This window comes from Starkeya nomas, from assembly GCF_902703545.1.
Classification (GTDB): domain Bacteria; phylum Pseudomonadota; class Alphaproteobacteria; order Rhizobiales; family Xanthobacteraceae; genus Ancylobacter; species Ancylobacter moscoviensis.
Genome location: NZ_CACSAS010000001.1, coordinates 3,138,837 through 3,157,065, shown reverse-complemented (window position 1 = coordinate 3,157,065; position 18,229 = coordinate 3,138,837). Strand labels below are relative to the sequence as shown.

Sequence of the window (18,229 nt, the reverse complement as noted above, 5' to 3'; positions counted from 1 at the left end):
GCGACTTCTTCTCGCTCACCCTGGTGTCACAATCCGCCGGGCGCACGCGACATGCGCAGCCCGGCGAACCGTCTCGTCCCGGTCCGCCGCGTGGCGGGCCGTATCCTTCATGCATCCTGTCGTCGCGCTGCCGCGCGCGTCGCGAAGGGCGGATGCTTTGCCGTCACTCGGCTGCGAGGCGGACCGTCTCGCCGACGGCGCCCGAGGTCTTGATGCGCTCGATTTCGTCGCCGCTCAGACCGAGCACCTCGGCGAGGATCTCCTCGGTGTGCTCGCCGAGCAGCGGCGAACGCTCGACCTCGACGTCGTTGTCGGAGAGCTTGATGGGGTTGCCGACGGTCAGGTACTTGCCGCGCGTCGGGTGATCGAGCTCCACCAGCGTGCCGGTCGCGTAGAGCGACTCGTCGGCGGCGATCTCCTTCATGGAGAGCACCGGCCCGCAGGGAATGTCGAGACCGTTGAGGATCTCCATCGCCTCGAACTTGGTGTGGGCCATGGTCCACGCCTCGATGCGGGTGAAGATCTCGTTGAGGTGCGGCAGGCGCGCCGCCGGCGTGGCGTAGTTCGGATCGGTCTTCCACTCGGGCTCGCCGATCACGTCGCAGATCTTGGCCCAGACCGGTGCCTGCGTGATGAAGTAGATGTAGGCGTTGGGATCGGTCTCCCAGCCCTTGCACTTCAGGATGCGGCCCGGCTGGCCGCCGCCGGAATCGTTGCCGGCGCGCGGAACCGTGTCGCCGAAGGGCAGGCCCTCACCGAACTGGCTGTACTCGCGCAGCGGGCCGCGATCGAGGCGCTGCTGGTCGCGCATCTTCACGCGGCAGAAGTTCAGCACCGCGTCCTGCATGGCGCAGAGCACCTTCTGGCCGCGGCCGGTGAGCGTGCGCTGGTAGAGCGCGGTGACGATGCCGAGCGCCAGATGCAGGCCGGTGCCGGAATCGCCGATCTGCGCGGCGGTGACGAGAGGAAGGCCGTCGCGGAAGCCGGTGGTCGAGGCCGAGCCGCCGGTGCACTGGGCGACGTTCTCATAGACCTTGCAGTCCTCGAACGGGCCGGGGCCGAAGCCCTTCACCGAGGCGAGGATGATGCGCGGATTCAGCTCCTGGATGCGTTCCCAGGTGAAGCCCATGCGGTCCAGCGCGCCGGGAGCGAAATTCTCCACCATCACGTCGCAGATCTTCACCAGCTCCTCGAGGACCTTCTTGCCCTCGGGGTTCTTGGTGTCGAGCGTGATGGAGCGCTTGTTGGAGTTCAGCATGGTGAAGTAGAGGCTGTCCGCATTGGGGACGTCGCGCAGCTGGCCGCGGGTGACGTCGCCCTCGCCGGGACGCTCTACCTTGATCACGTCGGCACCGAACCACGCCAGAAGCTGCGTGCAGGTGGGGCCGGACTGAACATGGGTGAAATCGAGGACGCGAACGCCGTCCAAAGCCTTTCCCATGGGGTTCCTCTCGAGGTTAAGCTCGGCGTTTTTACGCCGTTATATCGTTGATACGGAATGAGACGGGCGGGGTGGGGAAACCCCGCCCGTCTCGGCTCGACTTACTTCTTCTTCACAACGCTCTGCGGGTTGAGGCTGCCGATATTGCCGCTCTCGCTGCCGGCCGCCGGATCGATCACAGCGTTGATGAGGGTGGGCTTGCCGCTGTCCATCGCCTCGTCCACGGCGCGCTTGAGCTCGTCCGGGGTCGTGACGTGGTAGCCAACGCCGCCGAAGGCTTCCATCATCTTGTCGTAACGGCTGTCCGGGACGAACACGGTGGTGCCGGGATCGCGGCCGGTCGGGTCGGTGTCGGTGCCGCGATAGATGCCGTTATTGTTGAAGATGACGACCGTGACCGGCAGGTTGTAGCGGCAGATCGTCTCGACCTCCATGCCGGAGAAGCCGAAGGCCGAGTCGCCCTCGACCGCCAGCACCGGCTTGCCGGTCTCGACAGCCGCGCCGACGGCGAAGCCCATGCCGATGCCCATCACGCCCCAGGTGCCGACGTCCAGGCGCTTGCGCGGCTGGTACATGTCGATGACGCCGCGGGCGAGGTCGAGCGTATTGGCGCCCTCGTTGACGAGGATCGCGTCCGGACGCTCCTTGATGACCTGCTTGAGAGCGCCGAGCGCCGAATGGAAGTCCATCGGCGAGGAGTTCTTGAGCAGGCGCTGGGCCATCTTCGAGATGTTGACTTCCTTGCGGGCGTTGATCGCCTCGGTCCACTCGGACGGGGGCGCCTGCCAGCCGGACTTGATGCCCTGGTTCAGGGCCGCGACGACCGAACCGATGTCGCCGACCAGCGGCGCGGCGATCTCGACGTTGGAGTCCATCTCCTTCGGCTCGATGTCGACCTGGATGAACTTCTTCGGGGCGTCGCCCCAGGTCTTGCCCTTGCCGTGCGACAGCAGCCAGTTGAGGCGCGCGCCGATCAGCAGGACGACGTCCGAATCCTTCAGCACCGTCGAGCGGGCGGCGCCGGCCGAGAGCGGATGGGTGTCGGGCAGGATGCCCTTGGCCATCGACATCGGCAGGAACGGAATGCCGGAGGTCTCGATGAGGGAGCGGATCTCCTCGTCGGCCTGCGCGTAGGCCGCGCCCTTGCCTAGGATGATGAGCGGCTTCTTGGCCGACTTCAGCACGTCGAGGGCGCGCTTGATCGCGGCCGGGGACGGGAGCTGCTCGGGGGCGGCGTCGATGACCTTGACCAGCGACTTCTCGCCTTCGGCCGCGTCCATCACCTGGGAGAACAGCTTGGCCGGCAGGTCGAGATAGACGCCGCCGGGACGGCCAGACACGGCCGCGCGGATGGCGCGGGCGACGCCGATGCCGATATCGGCCGCGTGCAGCACGCGGAAGGCCGCCTTGCAGAGCGGCTTGGCGATGGCGAGCTGGTCCATCTCCTCATAGTCGCCCTGCTGCAGGTCGACGATCTCACGCTCCGAGGAGCCCGAGATGAGGATCATCGGGAAACAGTTGGTGGTGGCGTTGGCCAGCGCCGTCAGGCCGTTGAGGAAGCCCGGCGCGGAAACGGTGAGGCACACGCCCGGCTTCTTGGTGAGGAAGCCGGCGATGGCGGCGGCGTTGCCGGCGTTCTGCTCGTGGCGGAACGACACGACGCGGATGCCTTCGGCCTGCGCCATGCGGCCGAGATCCGTGATCGGAATCCCCGGCACGCCGTAGATGGTCTCGATACCGTTGAGTTTCAGCGCATCGATGACGAGGTGGAAGCCGTCGGTGAGCTCCTGCTCGGCTTCAACGGCCGCGTTTACGTCAATTACCTGTGCGACTGCGGACATCCCGTATTCCCTCCCAAAACGTCCTTCGGCGGGTTCTGCCGCCTTAATCTAGGTCTACGTGGCTCTCGACGTGCCGCGCGAGCCGGAGCGTATGGTCTCGCACCAGACGCTCGGCGCGGTCCGCGTCCCGCGCCTCGAGAGCAAGGATGATCTCCTTATGGTCGGACGCCGAACGCTGCGCCCGGTCCATTTCGAAGATCGTGCGATGGCGGATGGCCCGTACGTGGAAGAACAGGTTTTCCGTCATCGCTGCGAGCAGCCTGGAGCCGCTCAACCGGATCAACGCCTGGTGAAACGCGATATTCGCCGTCGAATACTCGTCGCACCGGTCACGCTCGATCCGGGTGAGATCGAACTCCTTGAACAAAGTCCTCAGCCCGGCGATCGCCTCGTCGCTTGCGCGCTGCGTGGCGAGGCGGGCCGCCATGCTTTCCAGCGCCGCCCAGGCCTCGATCATCTCGATGATCTCGGCCTTCGAACGGCGTACCACCATAATGCCCCGCCGGGGTACGGCGCGGAGCAGGCCTTCCTGCTCCAGCATCGCGACCGCCTCGCGGATGGGCGTCCGGCTTGCGCCGAGACGCTCCGAAATGTCCCGCTCGTCGAGCAGCAACGGCTCGCTCGAGCCGTAGATATTCATGTGGGTAATGGCTTCCTTGAGAGCGGCGTAGGCCTTGCTCTTGAAGCTCTCCTTGGCCGGCAGGCGTTCGATGGTCAGGCCATTGTCACCGCTTTGCCAGCGCTTGCTCACAACTGCCTTGCTGCTCACGGAAGTGTCCTCTGCGGAAAATCCGCCGGGGATTTCCGAAAAATTGGCATACCAAATACCAACATGTCAATTCGGATGTCCCCGATCCCGGGGCCACGGCGCTCCTCATTCCCTTTCGTCACTGTCGGCGCCGCGCCTCTCTCCTGGAGGCTTTGCGAGCTGTTCGCCGAACTTGCGTATGCAATATACCACAGACGAAAGCGGGTTGGCGAGACCAACTGAACAGATAGCGGCGGCCTGTGAGCAAAAGTTCGGGCATGGCTCGCCTGACGGGGCGGGCGCGGCGCGACGGAACAGTGCCGGCGTGGCGGTTTATGCTGCCGGAGAGGGCGGGCTGGCGCTCCGTCGACGTTCGGCGGGAAGGGCCGAAGGTGGGGCGAAAACGGGCTGGACGTGTGCGCCTGCCGGTTCCGGTGACGAGCGGTCCGGGCGGCGGGTTGTCATGGGCGGCGGGAGTGATCCGGTCTACCGAGGCCCGGATTCTCGTGACGGCTCGGGAGCGACGGTGCCCCCGATTCGCCCGGAAGCGCCCGAGGGCCGGTTGGAGAGCCCCGTTGGGCGAGGCGGCGCTTCATCTGATGCCGTCGAGGCGACGCCGGGCAGATTCTTGCAGCCGCCGAACGGCGGCACGGCACTGTACCGGGGCTCGAAACCTCAGGACGGAAACCTGCCGTGCTTCTCCACATGGGCGGCGAGGCCCAGCGTGTGCTCGCGCACCAGGCGCTCGGCAAGGTCGGCGTCGCGCGCGACGAGCGCGGCGATGATCGCGCGGTGCTCCTGCAGCGAGCGCTGGGAGCGGTTCTCCTGCCGGACCGACACGGCGCGGATGCCGCGGATATGAATGAAGAGATTGGCCGTCATTTCGGCGATCATCTCGCAGCCGCCCAGCCGGATGATCGTCTGGTGGAAGCGGATGTTGGCGTTCGAGTACTCGTTCATGTGCTCGGACGGCGCTTCTTCCTCGAAGTCGTGGAACATGTCGCGCAGCTCGGCGAGGTCGCGGTCGCTCGCGCGGGAGGCGGCGAGGCGGGCGGCCATGCTCTCCAGCGCCGCCCAGACGATGATCATGTCGATGATCTCGCGCTTGGACTTGCGCACCACGAAGATGCCCCGGCGCGGCACCGAGCGCACGAAGCCTTCCTGTTCGAGGACGGTCAGGGCCTCGCGGATGGGTGTGCGGCTGACGCCGAGGTCGTGCGAGAGCTGGCGCTCGTCGAGACGGATCTCGCTCTCCTGGCCGTACATGTCCATTTCGGTAATCGCCTTCTTGATGGCGTCGTAGGCCAAGGTTCGAAGGCTGGTATTCGCGGCCAGCGGAGCGATGTTCAGTCTTGTCTGGGTGTCGGCGCTTTCCACGGGTGGCTTCCTCGTCAGTTCGTCAAGGCTGTTGTTCTTGTTGGTTGCCCCCGCGCGACAGACGCGAGGCGCCCGGTCGCCCGGACGATTACGGGCCCGCTCACCCGATCATTGGCGATTCTCTTCGGGAAACAGGCCGAAAGAGGATCGTATATCACATACCGAATGTCCATGCGCCCCATGGCTAGGCGGCAACCGGTCCCGGAGGCCCGCGGAAAGGCCGGTACGGCGCCTTTCGCTGCCCGTCCGGATGCCTCGCGGGGAGCTCGGCGCTCCTCCGGCATCGGCTCGTGACGTTAGGTAATATTCGTCAAATATTCCCTATCGTAATGTGACGCTAGGGAAGACATGTTTCTGTTACATAGCCTGTTTCTCTGGTATGCAAAATTTTGCATAACTGAAAAATCATAGTATGGTGTCGGCAATGGCTGGTCGCTGCCCCTGCGAATCCGGCGCGGCCACGGCGCATTCAATAAGAAAAGCAGAAGTTAATCGCGCTCTTTACGTTGGGAAACGTTCGAGGATACAATGACAACTGACGCAACGTCATCTCTGAACAGGACGCGCTGGCTCCAGCTCGTGTTCGGCGTGATCTGCATGTGCATGATCGCCAACATGCAGTATGGCTGGACGTTCTTCGTGAATCCGATGCAGGAGGCCCATGGCTGGGATCGCGCGGCGATCCAGGTGGCGTTCTCCATCTTCATCGTCACCGAGACCTGGCTGGTGCCGGTCGAGGGTTGGTTCGTCGACAAGTACGGCCCGCGCGTCGTGGTGCTGTTCGGCGGTATCCTGTGCGGCCTCGCCTGGGTGCTGAACTCCTACGCGACCACGCTCACCACGCTCTACATCGGCGCGGCGCTGGGCGGCATCGGCGCGGGCGCCGTGTATGGCACCTGCGTGGGCAATTCGCTGAAGTGGTTCCCGGATCGTCGCGGCCTGGCCGCCGGCATCACCGCCGCGGGCTTCGGCGCGGGCTCGGCGCTGACCGTCATCCCGATCCAGAACATGATCAAGAACCAGGGCTACGAGGCGGCGTTCTTCTACTTCGGCGTCGGGCAGGGCATCGTCATCAGCGTGATCGCGCTCTTCCTGATGGCCCCCAAGAAGGAGCAGATCGCGGCCTTCGCCAAGAACGTGGTCGCCAAGGTCGCCCAGTCGGCCCGCGACTTCTCGCCGAAGGAGATGCTCTCCACGCCGCTGTTCTGGGTCATGTACGCGATGTTCGTCATGATGGCCGCCGGCGGCCTGATGGCGACCGCCCAGCTCGGCCCCATCGCCAAGGACTTCGGCATCGCCGACGTGCCGGTGAGCCTGATCGGCATCACCCTGCCGGCGCTCACCTTCGCCGCCGCGATCGACCGCGTGCTGAACGGCCTTACCCGTCCGTTCTTCGGTTGGGTGTCGGACCAGATCGGCCGCGAGAACACCATGTTCTTGGCCTTCGCCATCGAGGGCGTCGGCATCTACGCGCTGAGCGTGTTCGGCTCCAACCCGGTGCTGTTCGTGATCCTGACCGGCCTCGTCTTCTTCGCCTGGGGCGAGATCTACTCGCTGTTCCCGGCGATGTGCGGCGACGCCTTCGGCTCGAGGTTCGCAACCACCAATGCGGGCCTGCTCTACACCGCCAAGGGCACGGCGGCGCTGATCGTGCCGTTCACCAGCATTCTGACCACCGCGACGGGGAGCTGGCATGCGGTATTCATCTCGGCCGCGGTACTCAACATCGTTGCCGCCGTCATGGCGCTGCTGGTGTTGAAGCCGCTGGCTGCCGCCCATGGCCGCCGCTCGGCCGAGGCCGCAGGGGCCGCCAAGGCCGTCGCCGCCGAATAGTCCGCCTGGGCTTTCACCGGCTCTGTTCAGGGCGCGTCTTCGGGCGCGCCCTTTTTCTTTTACCGATGAGAGGTATTAGAATACCGAATATTCGCAATGATCTGCGACTTTAGTCGTCCAGCATTTCCGATGTAATGGCGGGTCTCCCTTGGGTGCGTGGATGGAGAAGGTGCGCCCGGATTCGGGATGTTCGCCTCCTATTTATGGACGTTCCAGAGTTTACCTTCCTCAGGGTTCCTGTTTGTCATCTGCCGAAAGGATTTAAGCTATCGCAGGGGAATGGGATGTCAGCGATATGACATCTTTCTGTTCAGGTCCGTTTGTTAAGTCGAAAGTGTACGTCGTCTTGACGCTTACGGAGAGGTTCTCGAGTCATAAATGCCAATTGGCATACATAATATTGTCGATTATGATCCTTACTCAGCGGGTCGGTTCCGCAACCCTGCGTCAGACATGGATCAAAGCGACCGGTACGGGCGCCAGGGGAGCGGAAGCCGCACAGCCTATTGGGAAGCATACGCCGCAGGAGCGGTCGTCACGGGACGCAGGGAGAGCGGCCCGTGATCAACGAAAAGCCGGCGCCCGCCCCCAGCCAGGGGCAAGGAGCGACCGCCATAAAAAGCCGATCCGCGGCAAAGATCGATTTGGGAGAGGAGATCGCCCCTTGAGTACGTCCAAGACTATTGCGGCCGTCGGGCCGGGACAGGATTTTTCGGAAAGCCGCCGCTGGCTGCAGCTGATCGTCGGCATCGTCTGTATGGTGGCAACGGCGAACATCCAGTACGCCTGGACGCTGTTCGTTCCGGAAATCCAGCAGACCTTCGGCTGGGAACGCGCGTCGATCCAGATCGCGTTCACCATCTTCGTGCTCGTTCAGACCTGGCTTGCGCCGATTGAAGGCTACTTCATCGACAAGTTCGGTCCCCGCATCATGGTCGCCTTCGGCGCGCTGATGATCGGCACGGCCTGGGTTCTCAACTCGCAGGCCGTCAGCCTGACGGGCTTCTATGTCGGCGCGGCCGTCGGCGGCATCGGCGTGGGCTGCATCTACGCCACCTGCATCAACAACGCCCTCAAGTGGTTCCCCGATCGCCGCGGCCTCGCCGTCGGCCTCACGGCGGGCGGCTTCGGCGCGGGCTCGGCCCTCACCATCCTGCCGATCGCCTCGATGATCGAGACGTCGGGCTTCCAGCAGACCTTCTTCTTCTTCGGCCTGCTGCAGGGTGGCCTCGCCTTCCTCGCGGCCTGGTTCCTGCGCGCGCCGAAGACCGGCGAAGTGAAGGCGTCCGACAAGCTCAGCCAGAGCCGGCGCGACTACACGCTGAAGGAAGCGCTGAACACCAAGCTGTTCTGGCTGATGCTGCTCATGTTCACCTGCGTGGTGACCGGCGGCATGATGGCCGTCGCCCAGCTCGGCGTCATCGCCCAGGACCTCGGCGTGAAGGAGTTCAAGGTCGACCTGTACTTCTTCACCATGGCCGCCCTGCCGCTCGCGCTGATGCTCGACCGTGTCATGAACGGCATCTCGCGTCCGCTGTTTGGCTGGATCTCCGACCATATCGGCCGTGAGAAGACGATGGTGATCGCCTTCACCCTCGAAGGCCTCGGCATCATCGCGCTCGGCTATTTCGGCCATAATCCGTGGGCGTTCCTCATCCTCTCGGGCGTCGTGTTCCTGGCCTGGGGCGAGGTCTACTCGCTGTTCTCGGCGCTGGCGGGCGACGCCTTCGGCACCAAGCACATCGGCAAGATCTACGGCGTGCTCTACTGCGCGAAGGGCATCGGCGCGCTGTTCGTGCCGGTCGGCAACCTGCTGATGGAGGCCACCGGCACGTGGTCGTCGGTTCTCTATACCGTCGCCGCCATGGACCTGTTCGCGGCGTTCCTCGCGATCACGCTCCTGCCGAGGGTGCTCTCGGCCCACGTGGCCCGCTCGGGCGTCGCGAATTCGGCGACCTCGCCGACGGAGCAGAAGACCGCCTCGGCGCATGCCTGATCGCCGGCGGTCCGAAGCGGCCACCGGCACGGAAGGCTCAAGCGGCCTTCCGGACAGGATACCTTCTCGACTTGGGGGCCCTTCGGGGCCCCTTTTTCGTGCGCGTGGAGCGGATCAGGCGTCGGCCGTCGAATCTGGCTCCGGCGCCATGGCGAGCGCCAGTTCGGCGAGATACTCGACCTTCAGGCTGGCCCTCGCGCCGAGCGCGGCCAGAGCCGGGCGATCGAACCAGCGCGCCTCCAGCGCGTCGTCCGCAGCCACCGCCTCGCCGGAGCGCCAGCGGCAGAGAACGGCGATCATCGCGAAATGATGGGCGAGCACGCCGGCCGAATCGTGCTGGATGAAATCGAGCACGGTGATGAGGCGCGGCGCGTCCGCTTCGATCCCGGTTTCTTCGTGGAGCTCGCGCAACGCGGCTTCCAGATGCGTTTCTCCCATCTCCATGCGTCCGCCGGGAAAGCCCCACAGGCCCTGATCGGGCGGATTGGCCCGGCGGACCAGCAGTACGGCGCCGTCGCGCTCGACCACGGCGAGCACGGCGGGGATGGGACGGACGGGAGAGGGCGACGACATGGATGGCCTTTCTTCTGAACGTCGGCTGCCGGCCGGGGAGGGCGGTTTCCCCGGCCGGGGCTGCTCGGCGACAACCTACTCCGCGGCTGCGGAGTCGCGATAGATTTGCCCGCCGCCGGCCCGGAAGGCCTCGCTCATCCGTTCCATGCCCTGCTCGGCTTCGGCCTGCCGTGCGGCGTCGCGAATGTCCTGGCTGATCTTCATCGAGCAGAACTTCGGCCCGCACATGGAGCAGAAATGCGCCAGCTTGTGCGCCTCCTTCGGCAGCGTCTCGTCATGGAAGGCGGTCGCCGTGTCGGGGTCGAGCGCGAGGTTGAACTGGTCCTGCCAGCGGAACTCGAACCGCGCGCGCGACAGCGCGTCGTCCCAGGCCCGCGCCAGCGGATGACCCTTGGCGAGATCGGCGGCGTGGGCGGCGATCTTGTAGGTGATTACCCCGGTCTTCACGTCGTCGCGGTTGGGCAGGCCGAGATGCTCCTTCGGCGTGACGTAGCAGAGCATCGCCGTGCCGAACCAGCCGATCATCGCCGCGCCGATGGCGGAGGTGATGTGGTCGTAGCCCGGCGCGATGTCGGTGGTCAGCGGGCCGAGCGTGTAGAACGGCGCCTCGCCGCAGGTTGCGAGCTGCTTGTCCATGTTGGCCTTGATCTTGTGCATCGGCACATGGCCAGGGCCTTCGATCATCACCTGGCAGTCATTCGCCCAGGCGATCCGGGTCAGCTCGCCCAGCGTCTCCAGCTCGGCGAACTGAGCCGCGTCGTTGGCGTCGGCGATGGAGCCGGGGCGCAGCCCGTCGCCGAGCGAGAAGGTGACGTCATAGGCGCGCATGATCTCGCAGATCTCGGCGAAATGCTCGTAGAGGAAGCTCTCGCGGTGATGGGCGAGGCACCACTTGGCCATGATCGAGCCGCCGCGCGAGACGATGCCGGTGACGCGGTTCGCGGTAAGTGGCACGAAGGGCAGGCGCACGCCGGCATGGATGGTGAAATAGTCGACGCCCTGCTCGGCCTGCTCGATCAGCGTGTCGCGGAAGATCTCCCAGGTGAGATCCTCGGCGATGCCGCCGACCTTCTCCAGCGCCTGATAGATCGGCACGGTGCCGATGGGCACCGGGGCGTTGCGCACGATCCAGTCGCGGATGTTGTGGATGTTGCGGCCGGTGGAGAGGTCCATCACCGTGTCGGCGCCCCAGCGGATCGCCCACACCATCTTGTCCACCTCGTCGGCGACCGAGGAGGTGACGGCGGAGTTGCCGATATTGGCGTTGATCTTGACCAGGAAATTGCGGCCGATGGCCATCGGCTCCAGCTCGCCATGGTTGATGTTGGCGGGGATGACGGCACGCCCGCGCGCCACCTCGTCGCGCACGAATTCCGGCGTCACCACGTCGGGGATGGCGGCCCCGAAATCCTCGCCGTCGCGGACGATCTCGCGGACGCGCTCGCGCAGGCCGTTCTCGCGGATGGCGACATATTCCATCTCCGGGGTGACGATGCCCCGGCGGGCATAGGCCATCTGGGTGACGGCAGCCCCGCCTTTCGCACGCAAGGGCCGGCGCTGGAGCGGGAAGGGCGCGACGAGCCTGTCGTCGCCGACATTGCCGTTGTCCTCCGGCTTCACGTCGCGGCCGACATATTCCTCGACGTCGCCGCGCGCGAGCACCCATTCATCGCGCGGGCGGGCGAGGCCGGCCTCGATGTCGATGATGGCGGCCGCGTCGGTATAGGGGCCGGAGGCGTCGTAGACGGCGAGGTTCGGTTCCCCGACGGAGGGGGCGAGCAGAATCTCGCGGAAGGGCACGCGGAAGCCGCGCGCTGGGCATTCGGCATAGATGCGGCGCGAGCCGGGAATCGGCCCGGTGGCGACGCCGATGGCGCCGGCATTGTTCGGGTTTTTGGTCGGCATGATGGATCTCCAGAACCAGAGGTTGGGGAGATCCGGGTGTATGACGTTGGGGAAGGGTGACGTTGGGCGCACGAGCGCTATCGCCATTCGGTTCCGATCCCTTCGCCGGCATGACCCGGATCAGGTTCGAAGGGTCAGCGCGTTGCCCTGCCTCTCAGCATGGCGGGCGCTCTCTCAGCCCCCTAACGGGGCTCCCCTTGGAACGCGGCGATCTTCGACCAAAGTCGGGCGCGGGTCAATTTGGGCGGGCGGCTGTCACCCCGCCGCTGCCGCATTTCCTGTAGATTGCTGATTCGTGAGGGAACGACGCATCGAGCAATCCGAGGGATACATGGCCGGCTTGAAGAATCCGCTCCGAACGGCAACCCGCAAGGCCGCCCTGGCGGCGCTGGTCGCCGGCCCATTTCTGCTGCCTGCCGCCGCGTCGGCGCAGCAAGCCTGCGGCAACAGCGGTGCCGGCTTCGACCAGTGGCTCGCGGGCTTCAAGCAGCAGGCGGTGGCTCAGGGCGTCTCCCCCCGGACCGTGACGGCGGCGCTCAATGGCGTGGGCTACGATCCGAACATCGTCGCCACCGATCGCGGCCAGCGCGTGTTCGGGCAGAACTTCTTCCAGTTCTCCGACCGCATGGTCGCGAACTACCGCATCCAGCAGGGGCGCCAGCAGATCCAGCGCAACCCGTCGCTGTTCGGCCGGATCGAGCAGACCTTCGGGGTGCCGGGGCCGGTGCTGGTGGCGTTCTGGGGGCTGGAGACCGATTTCGGCGCCAATATGGGCGACAAGTCCACCGTCCGTTCGGTGGCGACGCTTGCCTGGGATTGCCGGCGGGCCGACATGTTCCGCACCCAGCTGCTCGCGGCGCTCAAGATCATCGATCGCGGCGACCTGACGCCCCAGACCATGCGCGGGCCGTGGGCCGGCGAACTCGGCCAGTTCCAGTTCCTGCCGGATCATTATTTCAATTACGGCGTCGATTTCGACGGCGACGGCCGTGTCGACCTCATCCGCTCCGCTCCCGACGCGCTGGCCTCGGCGGCGAACTATGTTCGCGCTCTCGGCTGGAAGGCCGGCCAGCCCTGGCTGGAAGAGGTGCGCGTACCGGCCAACATCGCCTGGGATCAGGCGGACCTTTCGACCAAGCTGCCCCGCGCGCAGTGGGCGCGGATGGGGGTGGTGCGGGCCGGTGGCGGGCAGCTTCCGGCGGACCAGCTCACCGCGTCGCTGCTGCTGCCGATGGGGCGTAGCGGACCGGCCTTCCTCGCCTATCCGAACTTCGACGTGTTCACCGAGTGGAACAACTCGCTCGTCTACGCGACCTCGGCGGCCTATCTCGCCACGCGCGTCGCCGGGGCGGGGCCGTTCAATCGCGGGCAGGGCGACCGGATTCCGGTTCTGTCGATGGCGCAGGTGAAAGAGCTGCAGAGCCTGCTCAATGCCCGCGGCCATCATGTCGGGCGCATCGACGGCATTGCCGGGGCGGCCACCCGGCAGGCGATCAAGGTCGAGCAGATGCGTCTCGGCCTGCCGGCCGATTCCTATCCGACGCCGGACTTGCTGGCGGCGTTGCGGGCGGGACGCTGACGGCGATCTCTCTTCGTCAGATCACCGGAATGCCGTGCTGCTTGGCCTTGGCTTCCGGCTCGACATGGATGTTGACGAGCACGTCCGGCACCTCGGCCTCCAGTGCGTCCTCGATCCGGTCGCAGATGGCGTGCGCCTCGCTCACCGCCATGTCGCCGGGCACGACGAGGTGGAAATCGACGAAGGTCATGCGGCCCGCCTGGCGGGTGCGCAGGTCGTGCGCCTCGATGGCGCCGGTCGCCTCCGCCGCGATCCGCCGGCGGATGAGCGCCAGCGTCTCGGGCGGCACGGCGTGGTCCATCAGCCCGTCAATGCTCTCCTTCAGCACGCTCCAGCCCGACCAGAGAATGTTGAGGGCGACGAGGCCGGCGAGGATGAGATCCAGCCTCTCCCAACCGGTGAAGGCGGCGATGGCGACGCCGACCAGCACGCCGGCTGAAGAAATGACGTCGGTGAGCAGATGGCGGGCATCGGCGATGAGCGCCGGTGAGCGCGCCCGCCGGCCCGTGCGCAGCAGTACCGCGAACCAGATCGCATTGATCGCCGTCGCACCGGCATTGACCGCAAGGCCGGGAAGCGAGGCGTCGAGCGGCGTCGGGCTGAACCAGCCGAGATAAACCTCGCGGAAGATCGAGATCGCCGCGACGACGATGAGCACGCCGACGACGACGGCCGAGAAATACTCCGCCTTCGCGTATCCGTAGGGATGGGCGGCGTCGGCCGGCTTGTGGCTGACGCGCAGGGCGAGAACGGCGGTGGCGGCCGTGGCGACGTTCACGATGCTCTCGAGCGCGTCGGAGTAGAGCGCGATGCTGCCGGTGAGCAGATAGGCGACATATTTCAGCGACAGCACGAGGATGCTGATGCCGACATTGATCAGTGCAATCCGCGAGGACTGGTTCATCGGCGCCGCCACTACCTGCTCCGGCGCCCAGCGCCCCTGCGCCGACCGCTTAGAGAGTCGGGAACAGAAAATCAAGCAAGACCAATGACTTGCAAGTCATTCGCAGAAGCGTTCGCAAGCAATCGGGCGATGGTGTCGATCGACAGTCAGGCGTTGGCCTGCCGCGGCAGGATCGCGCCGCGATGGCGAATGACGCGGCCGGCGAGAGCGTGTCCTGCTTCCGCGGCGCCGGCGGGGGCCTCGCCACCGAGGCGGGCGGCGAGGTAGGCGGCATTGAAACTGTCGCCGGCGGCGGTGGTGTCGACGGGTTCGACCGGCTGCGGAATGGGCACGAACTGCGAGGCGTCGCCGGTAACCACCAGCGCCCCCTCCGAGCCGTTCTTCACCACGATCTCCTGCACGCCGAAGGTGGCGAGGCGCTCGGCGGTCGCGGCTGGCGAGCCGTCGCCCCACAGCATCACCTCGTCATCGAAGGTCGGCAGGGCGATGGAGGCTCGCTTGAGCGCCTGGGCGTAGACGGCACGGGCGCGGGCGACATCGCCCTTCCAGTTGCTGGGGCGGAAATTGCCGTCGAACACGATGCGCGCGCCGCGTTCGCGGGCGAACTCCAGGGTTGCGAACAGCCGTCCGAGGCCGGTGTTGGAGTAGAGGGAAAGGGTGATGCCGGAGAGATAGATGAGGCTCGCCTCGATCATCTGCTCGGCCACGCTTTCCCAGCCGGGCAGCTCGAACAGCTCGCGCGCCGGCGCGTTGTCGCGCCAATAGGTGAAGGTGCGCTCGCCCTTGGCGTCGGTGTCGATCAGGTAGAGCCCGGCCGTGCGTCCGGGCACGCGCATCATGAGCGCGGTCTCGATGCCTTCACCCTGCGCGGAGGCGAGGATCGCCTCGGAGTAGCGGTCGTCGCCGAGCGCCGTCGCATAGGCGGTATCGACGCCGGCGCGGGCCAGATAGACGGCGGTGTTGAAGGTGTCGCCGCCGAGCGACAGGCCGAACCGCCCGTCCGCGCCGCGCGCGAGTTCGACCATGACCTCGCCGATTGAGACTACCTTGGCCATGGTGCTTCCTCCGTTCAGAGCCTCCGGCGCCAAGGGCGGCGGCCGGATTCGGCGGCCACCCTCGCCCTATTCGCCGCGAGGGGCAAGTTTCGCGGCCTGCCGGAGGAGGCCGCCCGCCGCCGGTCTCGGGCGGGAGGCGGCTATTGGCTCAGAGCTGGACGCCGCGGGTCAGGGCGCCGTCGACGACGAGATTGGTGCCGTAGATGAAGCTCGCGGCGGGGCTGGCGAGGAAGACGGCGGCGTTGGCGATTTCCTGCGGCGTCGCCATCCGGCCGGTCGGATTGAGCGCCAGCGCCTCGGCAAACAGGGTCGGGTTGGTGTCCTGGATGGTGTTCCAGACGCCGCCCTTGAAATAGGTGTTGCCGGGCGAGACGGAGTTGGCGCGGATCTTCTTCGGGGCGAGCGTGAAGGCGAGGCCCTGGGTGTAGTGGATGAGCGCGGCCTTGAAGGCGCCGTAGGGGCCGGAGGCGAAGTCGATCTCGCGGCCGGAGACCGAGGAGATGGTGACGATGGAACCGGCGTCGCTCTTCTCGAGATAGGGCAGCGCCGCGTTCACCAGCCGGACCGTGCCGAGCAGATCGGTCTCGAAGCCCTTCTTCCAGCTCTCCTCGTCGCTGCCGATGGCGAGCGCGCTCACATTGGCCACCACGATGTCGAGGCCGCCGAATTGCTCGGCCGCCTTCTCGACGAAGGCGGCGAGCGCCGGGCCGTCGGCCACGTCGACACCGGCGCCGAGGGTGGACACGCCCTTCCCAGCGAGTGCCGCGGCGGTGGCTTCCGCCTCGGCGGTGTTGCGGCTGCAGAGCGCGACGTTGCAGCCCTCGGCGGCCAGTGTCTCGGCGATGGCGAGGCCTATGCCCTTGGTGCCGCCGGTCACGATGGCGCGGCGTCCCTTCAGTCCGAGATCCATATCCTGTCTTCCTTGTGCGCGGAGTGAGACGGGTATGATCCCGCGCTCTGTGTGCACAGCACAAGACCGCCGGTGTGATTATCCCGGTATTGGAGGAGAGGCGCGACGTCCGGCGCGCGGCTCAGGGCGACATCTCGATGATGCGCATTGTGCCGCCGGGCATTGCGGAGCCGGATGTGGCGCTGCTTCGGGAGGCGGGGTCCGGCGCGACGGAATTCACGGTGGGCGAGACTGGCGCGGTCGGCTGGCCTTGGGCGGCAGAAGGGTTGGCGGAGGCTTCCCCGGCAACCGGCGGCGCTTGCTTCCATCCGCCGGGCGGCGCGTAGCGGTCCGCAAGATCGCTCGCCCGGTGCTCATTGTGGATGATCAGGCAGACCATGCGCTGTTCGAGAACGCCGATGCCGCCGAGCCGGCCGCCGACGCTGCGTTCCGCCTCGCTGCCCTCGAAGGGGGCGATGCTCTGGCACTCGAAATTGCGCCAGAGCACGAAGCGGCTCTGGGACTCCTCGAACAAGGCCCGCCAGCGATTACGCTGGGGCGGCGGAAGATCCTGCCGGGCGGCGATGGCCTGCTCCACGCCGGCTTCGGCGCGGGCAAGGGTTTCCTCGCTCGCCTTCTGGCGGGCGTTCAGGCAGTCGAGATAGGCGCGCGCATCCGAGCCGCCGCGCGTGCATCCTGTCGGCGGTTCGGCCGCCGTGGCGGAACCCAGGGTGCCCAGCAAAACGGCGCCGACCCTCGCGATGCCGGCAGGACGTGGCATTCCGGTCTCGGTCTCCTCATGCGGCGCGCGCTTCGTTGAGGAAGGCGCCCATGCGCTCGAGCGCGCGGGTGATGTTCTCGGCCGAATTGGCGTAGGAAAGCCGGATATAGCCTTCCCCGAAGACGCCGAAATCCGGTCCGCCTATGGTTGCAACTCCTGCGTCATCGAGCAAGGCCGCCGCCAGCTTTTTCGCCGAGGTCCATCCGGTGCCCCGGATGTTCGGGAAAGCGTAGAAGGCGCCCTTCGGCACAGCGCAGGAGACGCCGGGCAAAGCGTTGAGCCCTGCAACCACCAGATGCCGGCGCCGGTCGAACTCGGCGACCATTTCCGCCACGCAATCCTGCGGGCCGGTCAGCGCGGCGAGGGCGCCGTACTGTGCCGGAGCGTTGACGCAGGACCAGGCGTTGACCGCCAGCTTGCGCGCGGCCTCGAAGAGGCCGGGCGGCCACAGCGCCCAGCCAAGCCGCCAGCCGGTCATGGCGTAGGTCTTGGACCAGCCGTTGAGCAGGATCAGGCGGTCGCGGATTTCGGGATAGGCGAGCAGGGTGGTGTGCTGCTCGCCGTCGAACAGGAACTGGTCGTAGATCTCGTCCGACAGGATGGCGACGTGCGGGTGCTTCTCCAGACCGGCAACGAAGGCGTCGATCTCGGCCTTCGGCGTGACGCCACCGGTCGGATTGGCGGGCGAGTTGAGGATGACGAGGCGCGTGCGGGGCGTGATGAGGGTGAGCGCCTCCTCCGCCGAGAAGCCGAAGCCGTTCTCCTCGCGGATCGGCACCGGGACCGGAGTGGCGCCGGTGAACTCGATCATGGAGCGGTAGATGGGAAAGCCGGGATCGGGATAGAGAATCTCCGCGCCCGGTTCGCCCAGCATCAGGATGGCGCTGAACATGGTCACCTTGCCGCCCGGCACGATGACGACGCGGCCCGGATCGATTTCGGTACCGAAGCGGCGATGGACATCGGCCGCCACCGCCACGCGCAGAGGCTCGATGCCGATGGAGGGCGTGTAGCCGTGATGGCCGTCGCGCAACGCCCTGATGGCGGCTTCGACGATGTGGGCGGGGGTGGAGAAATCGGGCTGGCCGATGCCGAGATTGACGATGTCGCGCCCCTGCGCCGCGAGGGCGGCGGCACGCGCCAGCACGGCGAAGGCATTTTCCTCGCCGATGCGATTGAACGCCTCGATCGGGTGCAACTGGAAGTGGGACTTGGCTGACGTCATGCTGTTCCTCGCAACGCTTCCCGGCGCAAGTCGCACAAAGCGCTTGCAGTCTTTCGCATTCCTGTCACACGGGACGGGGGCG

At 66.4% G+C, this 18,229-nt stretch carries 14 protein-coding genes and 1 riboswitch; of the genes, 3 read left to right on the top strand and 11 right to left on the bottom strand.

Annotation, left to right across the window (positions count from 1 at the left end; translation table 11 throughout):
- Nucleotides 1–163 precede the first annotated feature (163 nt).
- The 4 genes from frc to STARVERO_RS15065 all read right to left on the bottom strand — a co-directional run bounded on the left by frc (nucleotide 164) and on the right by STARVERO_RS15065 (nucleotide 5,407).
- Nucleotides 164–1,441, bottom strand: coding sequence for a formyl-CoA transferase (frc, locus tag STARVERO_RS15080; protein ID WP_159599754.1), 1,278 nt, complete (start codon nucleotides 1,439–1,441; stop codon nucleotides 164–166).
- 101 nt (nucleotides 1,442–1,542) lie between these two features.
- Nucleotides 1,543–3,282: an oxalyl-CoA decarboxylase gene (gene oxc, locus STARVERO_RS15075; protein ID WP_159599752.1), complete on the bottom strand. Its 1,740-nt coding sequence runs from the start codon at nucleotides 3,280–3,282 to the stop codon at nucleotides 1,543–1,545.
- A 43-nt stretch (nucleotides 3,283–3,325) separates the two neighbouring features.
- The gene (locus STARVERO_RS15070; protein WP_144344257.1) at nucleotides 3,326–4,051 is read right to left on the bottom strand and encodes a GntR family transcriptional regulator; all 726 of its coding nucleotides are present in this window, start codon (nucleotides 4,049–4,051) and stop codon (nucleotides 3,326–3,328) included.
- Between the two features lie 654 nt (nucleotides 4,052–4,705).
- On the bottom strand, nucleotides 4,706–5,407 hold the full coding sequence (locus tag STARVERO_RS15065) for a GntR family transcriptional regulator (RefSeq protein ID WP_144344258.1): 702 nt from the start codon (nucleotides 5,405–5,407) through the stop codon (nucleotides 4,706–4,708).
- 528 nt (nucleotides 5,408–5,935) lie between these two features.
- Here STARVERO_RS15065 and oxlT (STARVERO_RS15060) point away from each other — a divergent pair.
- Nucleotides 5,936–7,240: an oxalate/formate MFS antiporter gene (oxlT, locus tag STARVERO_RS15060; RefSeq protein ID WP_159599750.1), complete on the top strand. Its 1,305-nt coding sequence runs from the start codon at nucleotides 5,936–5,938 to the stop codon at nucleotides 7,238–7,240.
- A gap of 757 nt (nucleotides 7,241–7,997) precedes the next feature.
- A complete protein-coding gene (gene oxlT / locus STARVERO_RS15055; protein ID WP_244616917.1) occupies nucleotides 7,998–9,236 on the top strand; it encodes an oxalate/formate MFS antiporter in 1,239 nt (412 codons plus the stop codon).
- A 114-nt stretch (nucleotides 9,237–9,350) separates the two neighbouring features.
- Here oxlT (STARVERO_RS15055) and STARVERO_RS15050 read toward each other — a convergent pair whose 3' ends face one another.
- Together STARVERO_RS15050 and thiC are read right to left on the bottom strand one after the other, a co-directional pair.
- Complete coding sequence (locus STARVERO_RS15050; RefSeq protein ID WP_159599748.1) at nucleotides 9,351–9,809, bottom strand: NUDIX hydrolase; 459 nt, start codon at nucleotides 9,807–9,809, stop codon at nucleotides 9,351–9,353.
- Between the two features lie 75 nt (nucleotides 9,810–9,884).
- Nucleotides 9,885–11,714 carry a phosphomethylpyrimidine synthase ThiC gene (gene thiC, locus STARVERO_RS15045; protein WP_159599746.1) on the bottom strand — a complete coding sequence of 610 codons (1,830 nt, stop codon included), beginning with the start codon at nucleotides 11,712–11,714 and terminating at the stop codon, nucleotides 9,885–9,887.
- Between the two features lie 79 nt (nucleotides 11,715–11,793).
- Nucleotides 11,794–11,922, bottom strand: a riboswitch (TPP riboswitch).
- Between the two features lie 123 nt (nucleotides 11,923–12,045).
- Between thiC and STARVERO_RS15040 the strand changes: the two genes are divergently transcribed.
- Nucleotides 12,046–13,293 carry a lytic murein transglycosylase gene (locus STARVERO_RS15040; RefSeq protein ID WP_159599744.1) on the top strand — a complete coding sequence of 416 codons (1,248 nt, stop codon included), beginning with the start codon at nucleotides 12,046–12,048 and terminating at the stop codon, nucleotides 13,291–13,293.
- A 16-nt stretch (nucleotides 13,294–13,309) separates the two neighbouring features.
- On the opposite strand, the gene STARVERO_RS15035 is transcribed toward STARVERO_RS15040, so the two are convergent.
- From STARVERO_RS15035 to STARVERO_RS15015, 5 genes are all read right to left on the bottom strand, one after another.
- On the bottom strand, nucleotides 13,310–14,197 hold the full coding sequence (locus STARVERO_RS15035) for a cation diffusion facilitator family transporter (RefSeq protein ID WP_144344408.1): 888 nt from the start codon (nucleotides 14,195–14,197) through the stop codon (nucleotides 13,310–13,312).
- Between the two features lie 146 nt (nucleotides 14,198–14,343).
- A complete protein-coding gene (locus STARVERO_RS15030; RefSeq protein WP_159599742.1) occupies nucleotides 14,344–15,252 on the bottom strand; it encodes a sugar kinase in 909 nt (302 codons plus the stop codon).
- Between the two features lie 148 nt (nucleotides 15,253–15,400).
- Nucleotides 15,401–16,162, bottom strand: a complete 762-nt coding sequence (locus STARVERO_RS15025; RefSeq protein WP_159599740.1) for an SDR family NAD(P)-dependent oxidoreductase — start codon at nucleotides 16,160–16,162, stop codon at nucleotides 15,401–15,403.
- Nucleotides 16,163–16,283: 121 nt separating this feature from the next.
- On the bottom strand, nucleotides 16,284–16,922 hold the full coding sequence (locus STARVERO_RS15020) for a lysozyme inhibitor LprI family protein (protein WP_159599738.1): 639 nt from the start codon (nucleotides 16,920–16,922) through the stop codon (nucleotides 16,284–16,286).
- A 16-nt stretch (nucleotides 16,923–16,938) separates the two neighbouring features.
- Complete coding sequence (locus tag STARVERO_RS15015) at nucleotides 16,939–18,147, bottom strand: pyridoxal phosphate-dependent aminotransferase (RefSeq protein ID WP_159599736.1); 1,209 nt, start codon at nucleotides 18,145–18,147, stop codon at nucleotides 16,939–16,941.
- Nucleotides 18,148–18,229 lie beyond the last annotated feature (82 nt).

Coding starts and splice junctions, on each gene's coding strand:
- frc (WP_159599754.1), bottom strand. CDS start 1,441: ATGGGAAAGGCTTTGGACGGCGTTCGCGTCCTCGATTTCACCCATGTT.
- oxlT (WP_244616917.1), top strand. CDS start 7,998: ATGGTGGCAACGGCGAACATCCAGTACGCCTGGACGCTGTTCGTTCCG.
- STARVERO_RS15040 (WP_159599744.1), top strand. CDS start 12,046: ATGGCCGGCTTGAAGAATCCGCTCCGAACGGCAACCCGCAAGGCCGCC.
- STARVERO_RS15015 (WP_159599736.1), bottom strand. CDS start 18,147: ATGACGTCAGCCAAGTCCCACTTCCAGTTGCACCCGATCGAGGCGTTC.
- STARVERO_RS15035 (WP_144344408.1), bottom strand. CDS start 14,197: ATGAACCAGTCCTCGCGGATTGCACTGATCAATGTCGGCATCAGCATC.
- STARVERO_RS15030 (WP_159599742.1), bottom strand. CDS start 15,252: ATGGCCAAGGTAGTCTCAATCGGCGAGGTCATGGTCGAACTCGCGCGC.
- oxlT (WP_159599750.1), top strand. CDS start 5,936: ATGACAACTGACGCAACGTCATCTCTGAACAGGACGCGCTGGCTCCAG.
- STARVERO_RS15020 (WP_159599738.1), bottom strand. CDS start 16,922: ATGCCACGTCCTGCCGGCATCGCGAGGGTCGGCGCCGTTTTGCTGGGC.
- thiC (WP_159599746.1), bottom strand. CDS start 11,714: ATGCCGACCAAAAACCCGAACAATGCCGGCGCCATCGGCGTCGCCACC.
- oxc (WP_159599752.1), bottom strand. CDS start 3,282: ATGTCCGCAGTCGCACAGGTAATTGACGTAAACGCGGCCGTTGAAGCC.
- STARVERO_RS15025 (WP_159599740.1), bottom strand. CDS start 16,162: ATGGATCTCGGACTGAAGGGACGCCGCGCCATCGTGACCGGCGGCACC.
- STARVERO_RS15050 (WP_159599748.1), bottom strand. CDS start 9,809: ATGTCGTCGCCCTCTCCCGTCCGTCCCATCCCCGCCGTGCTCGCCGTG.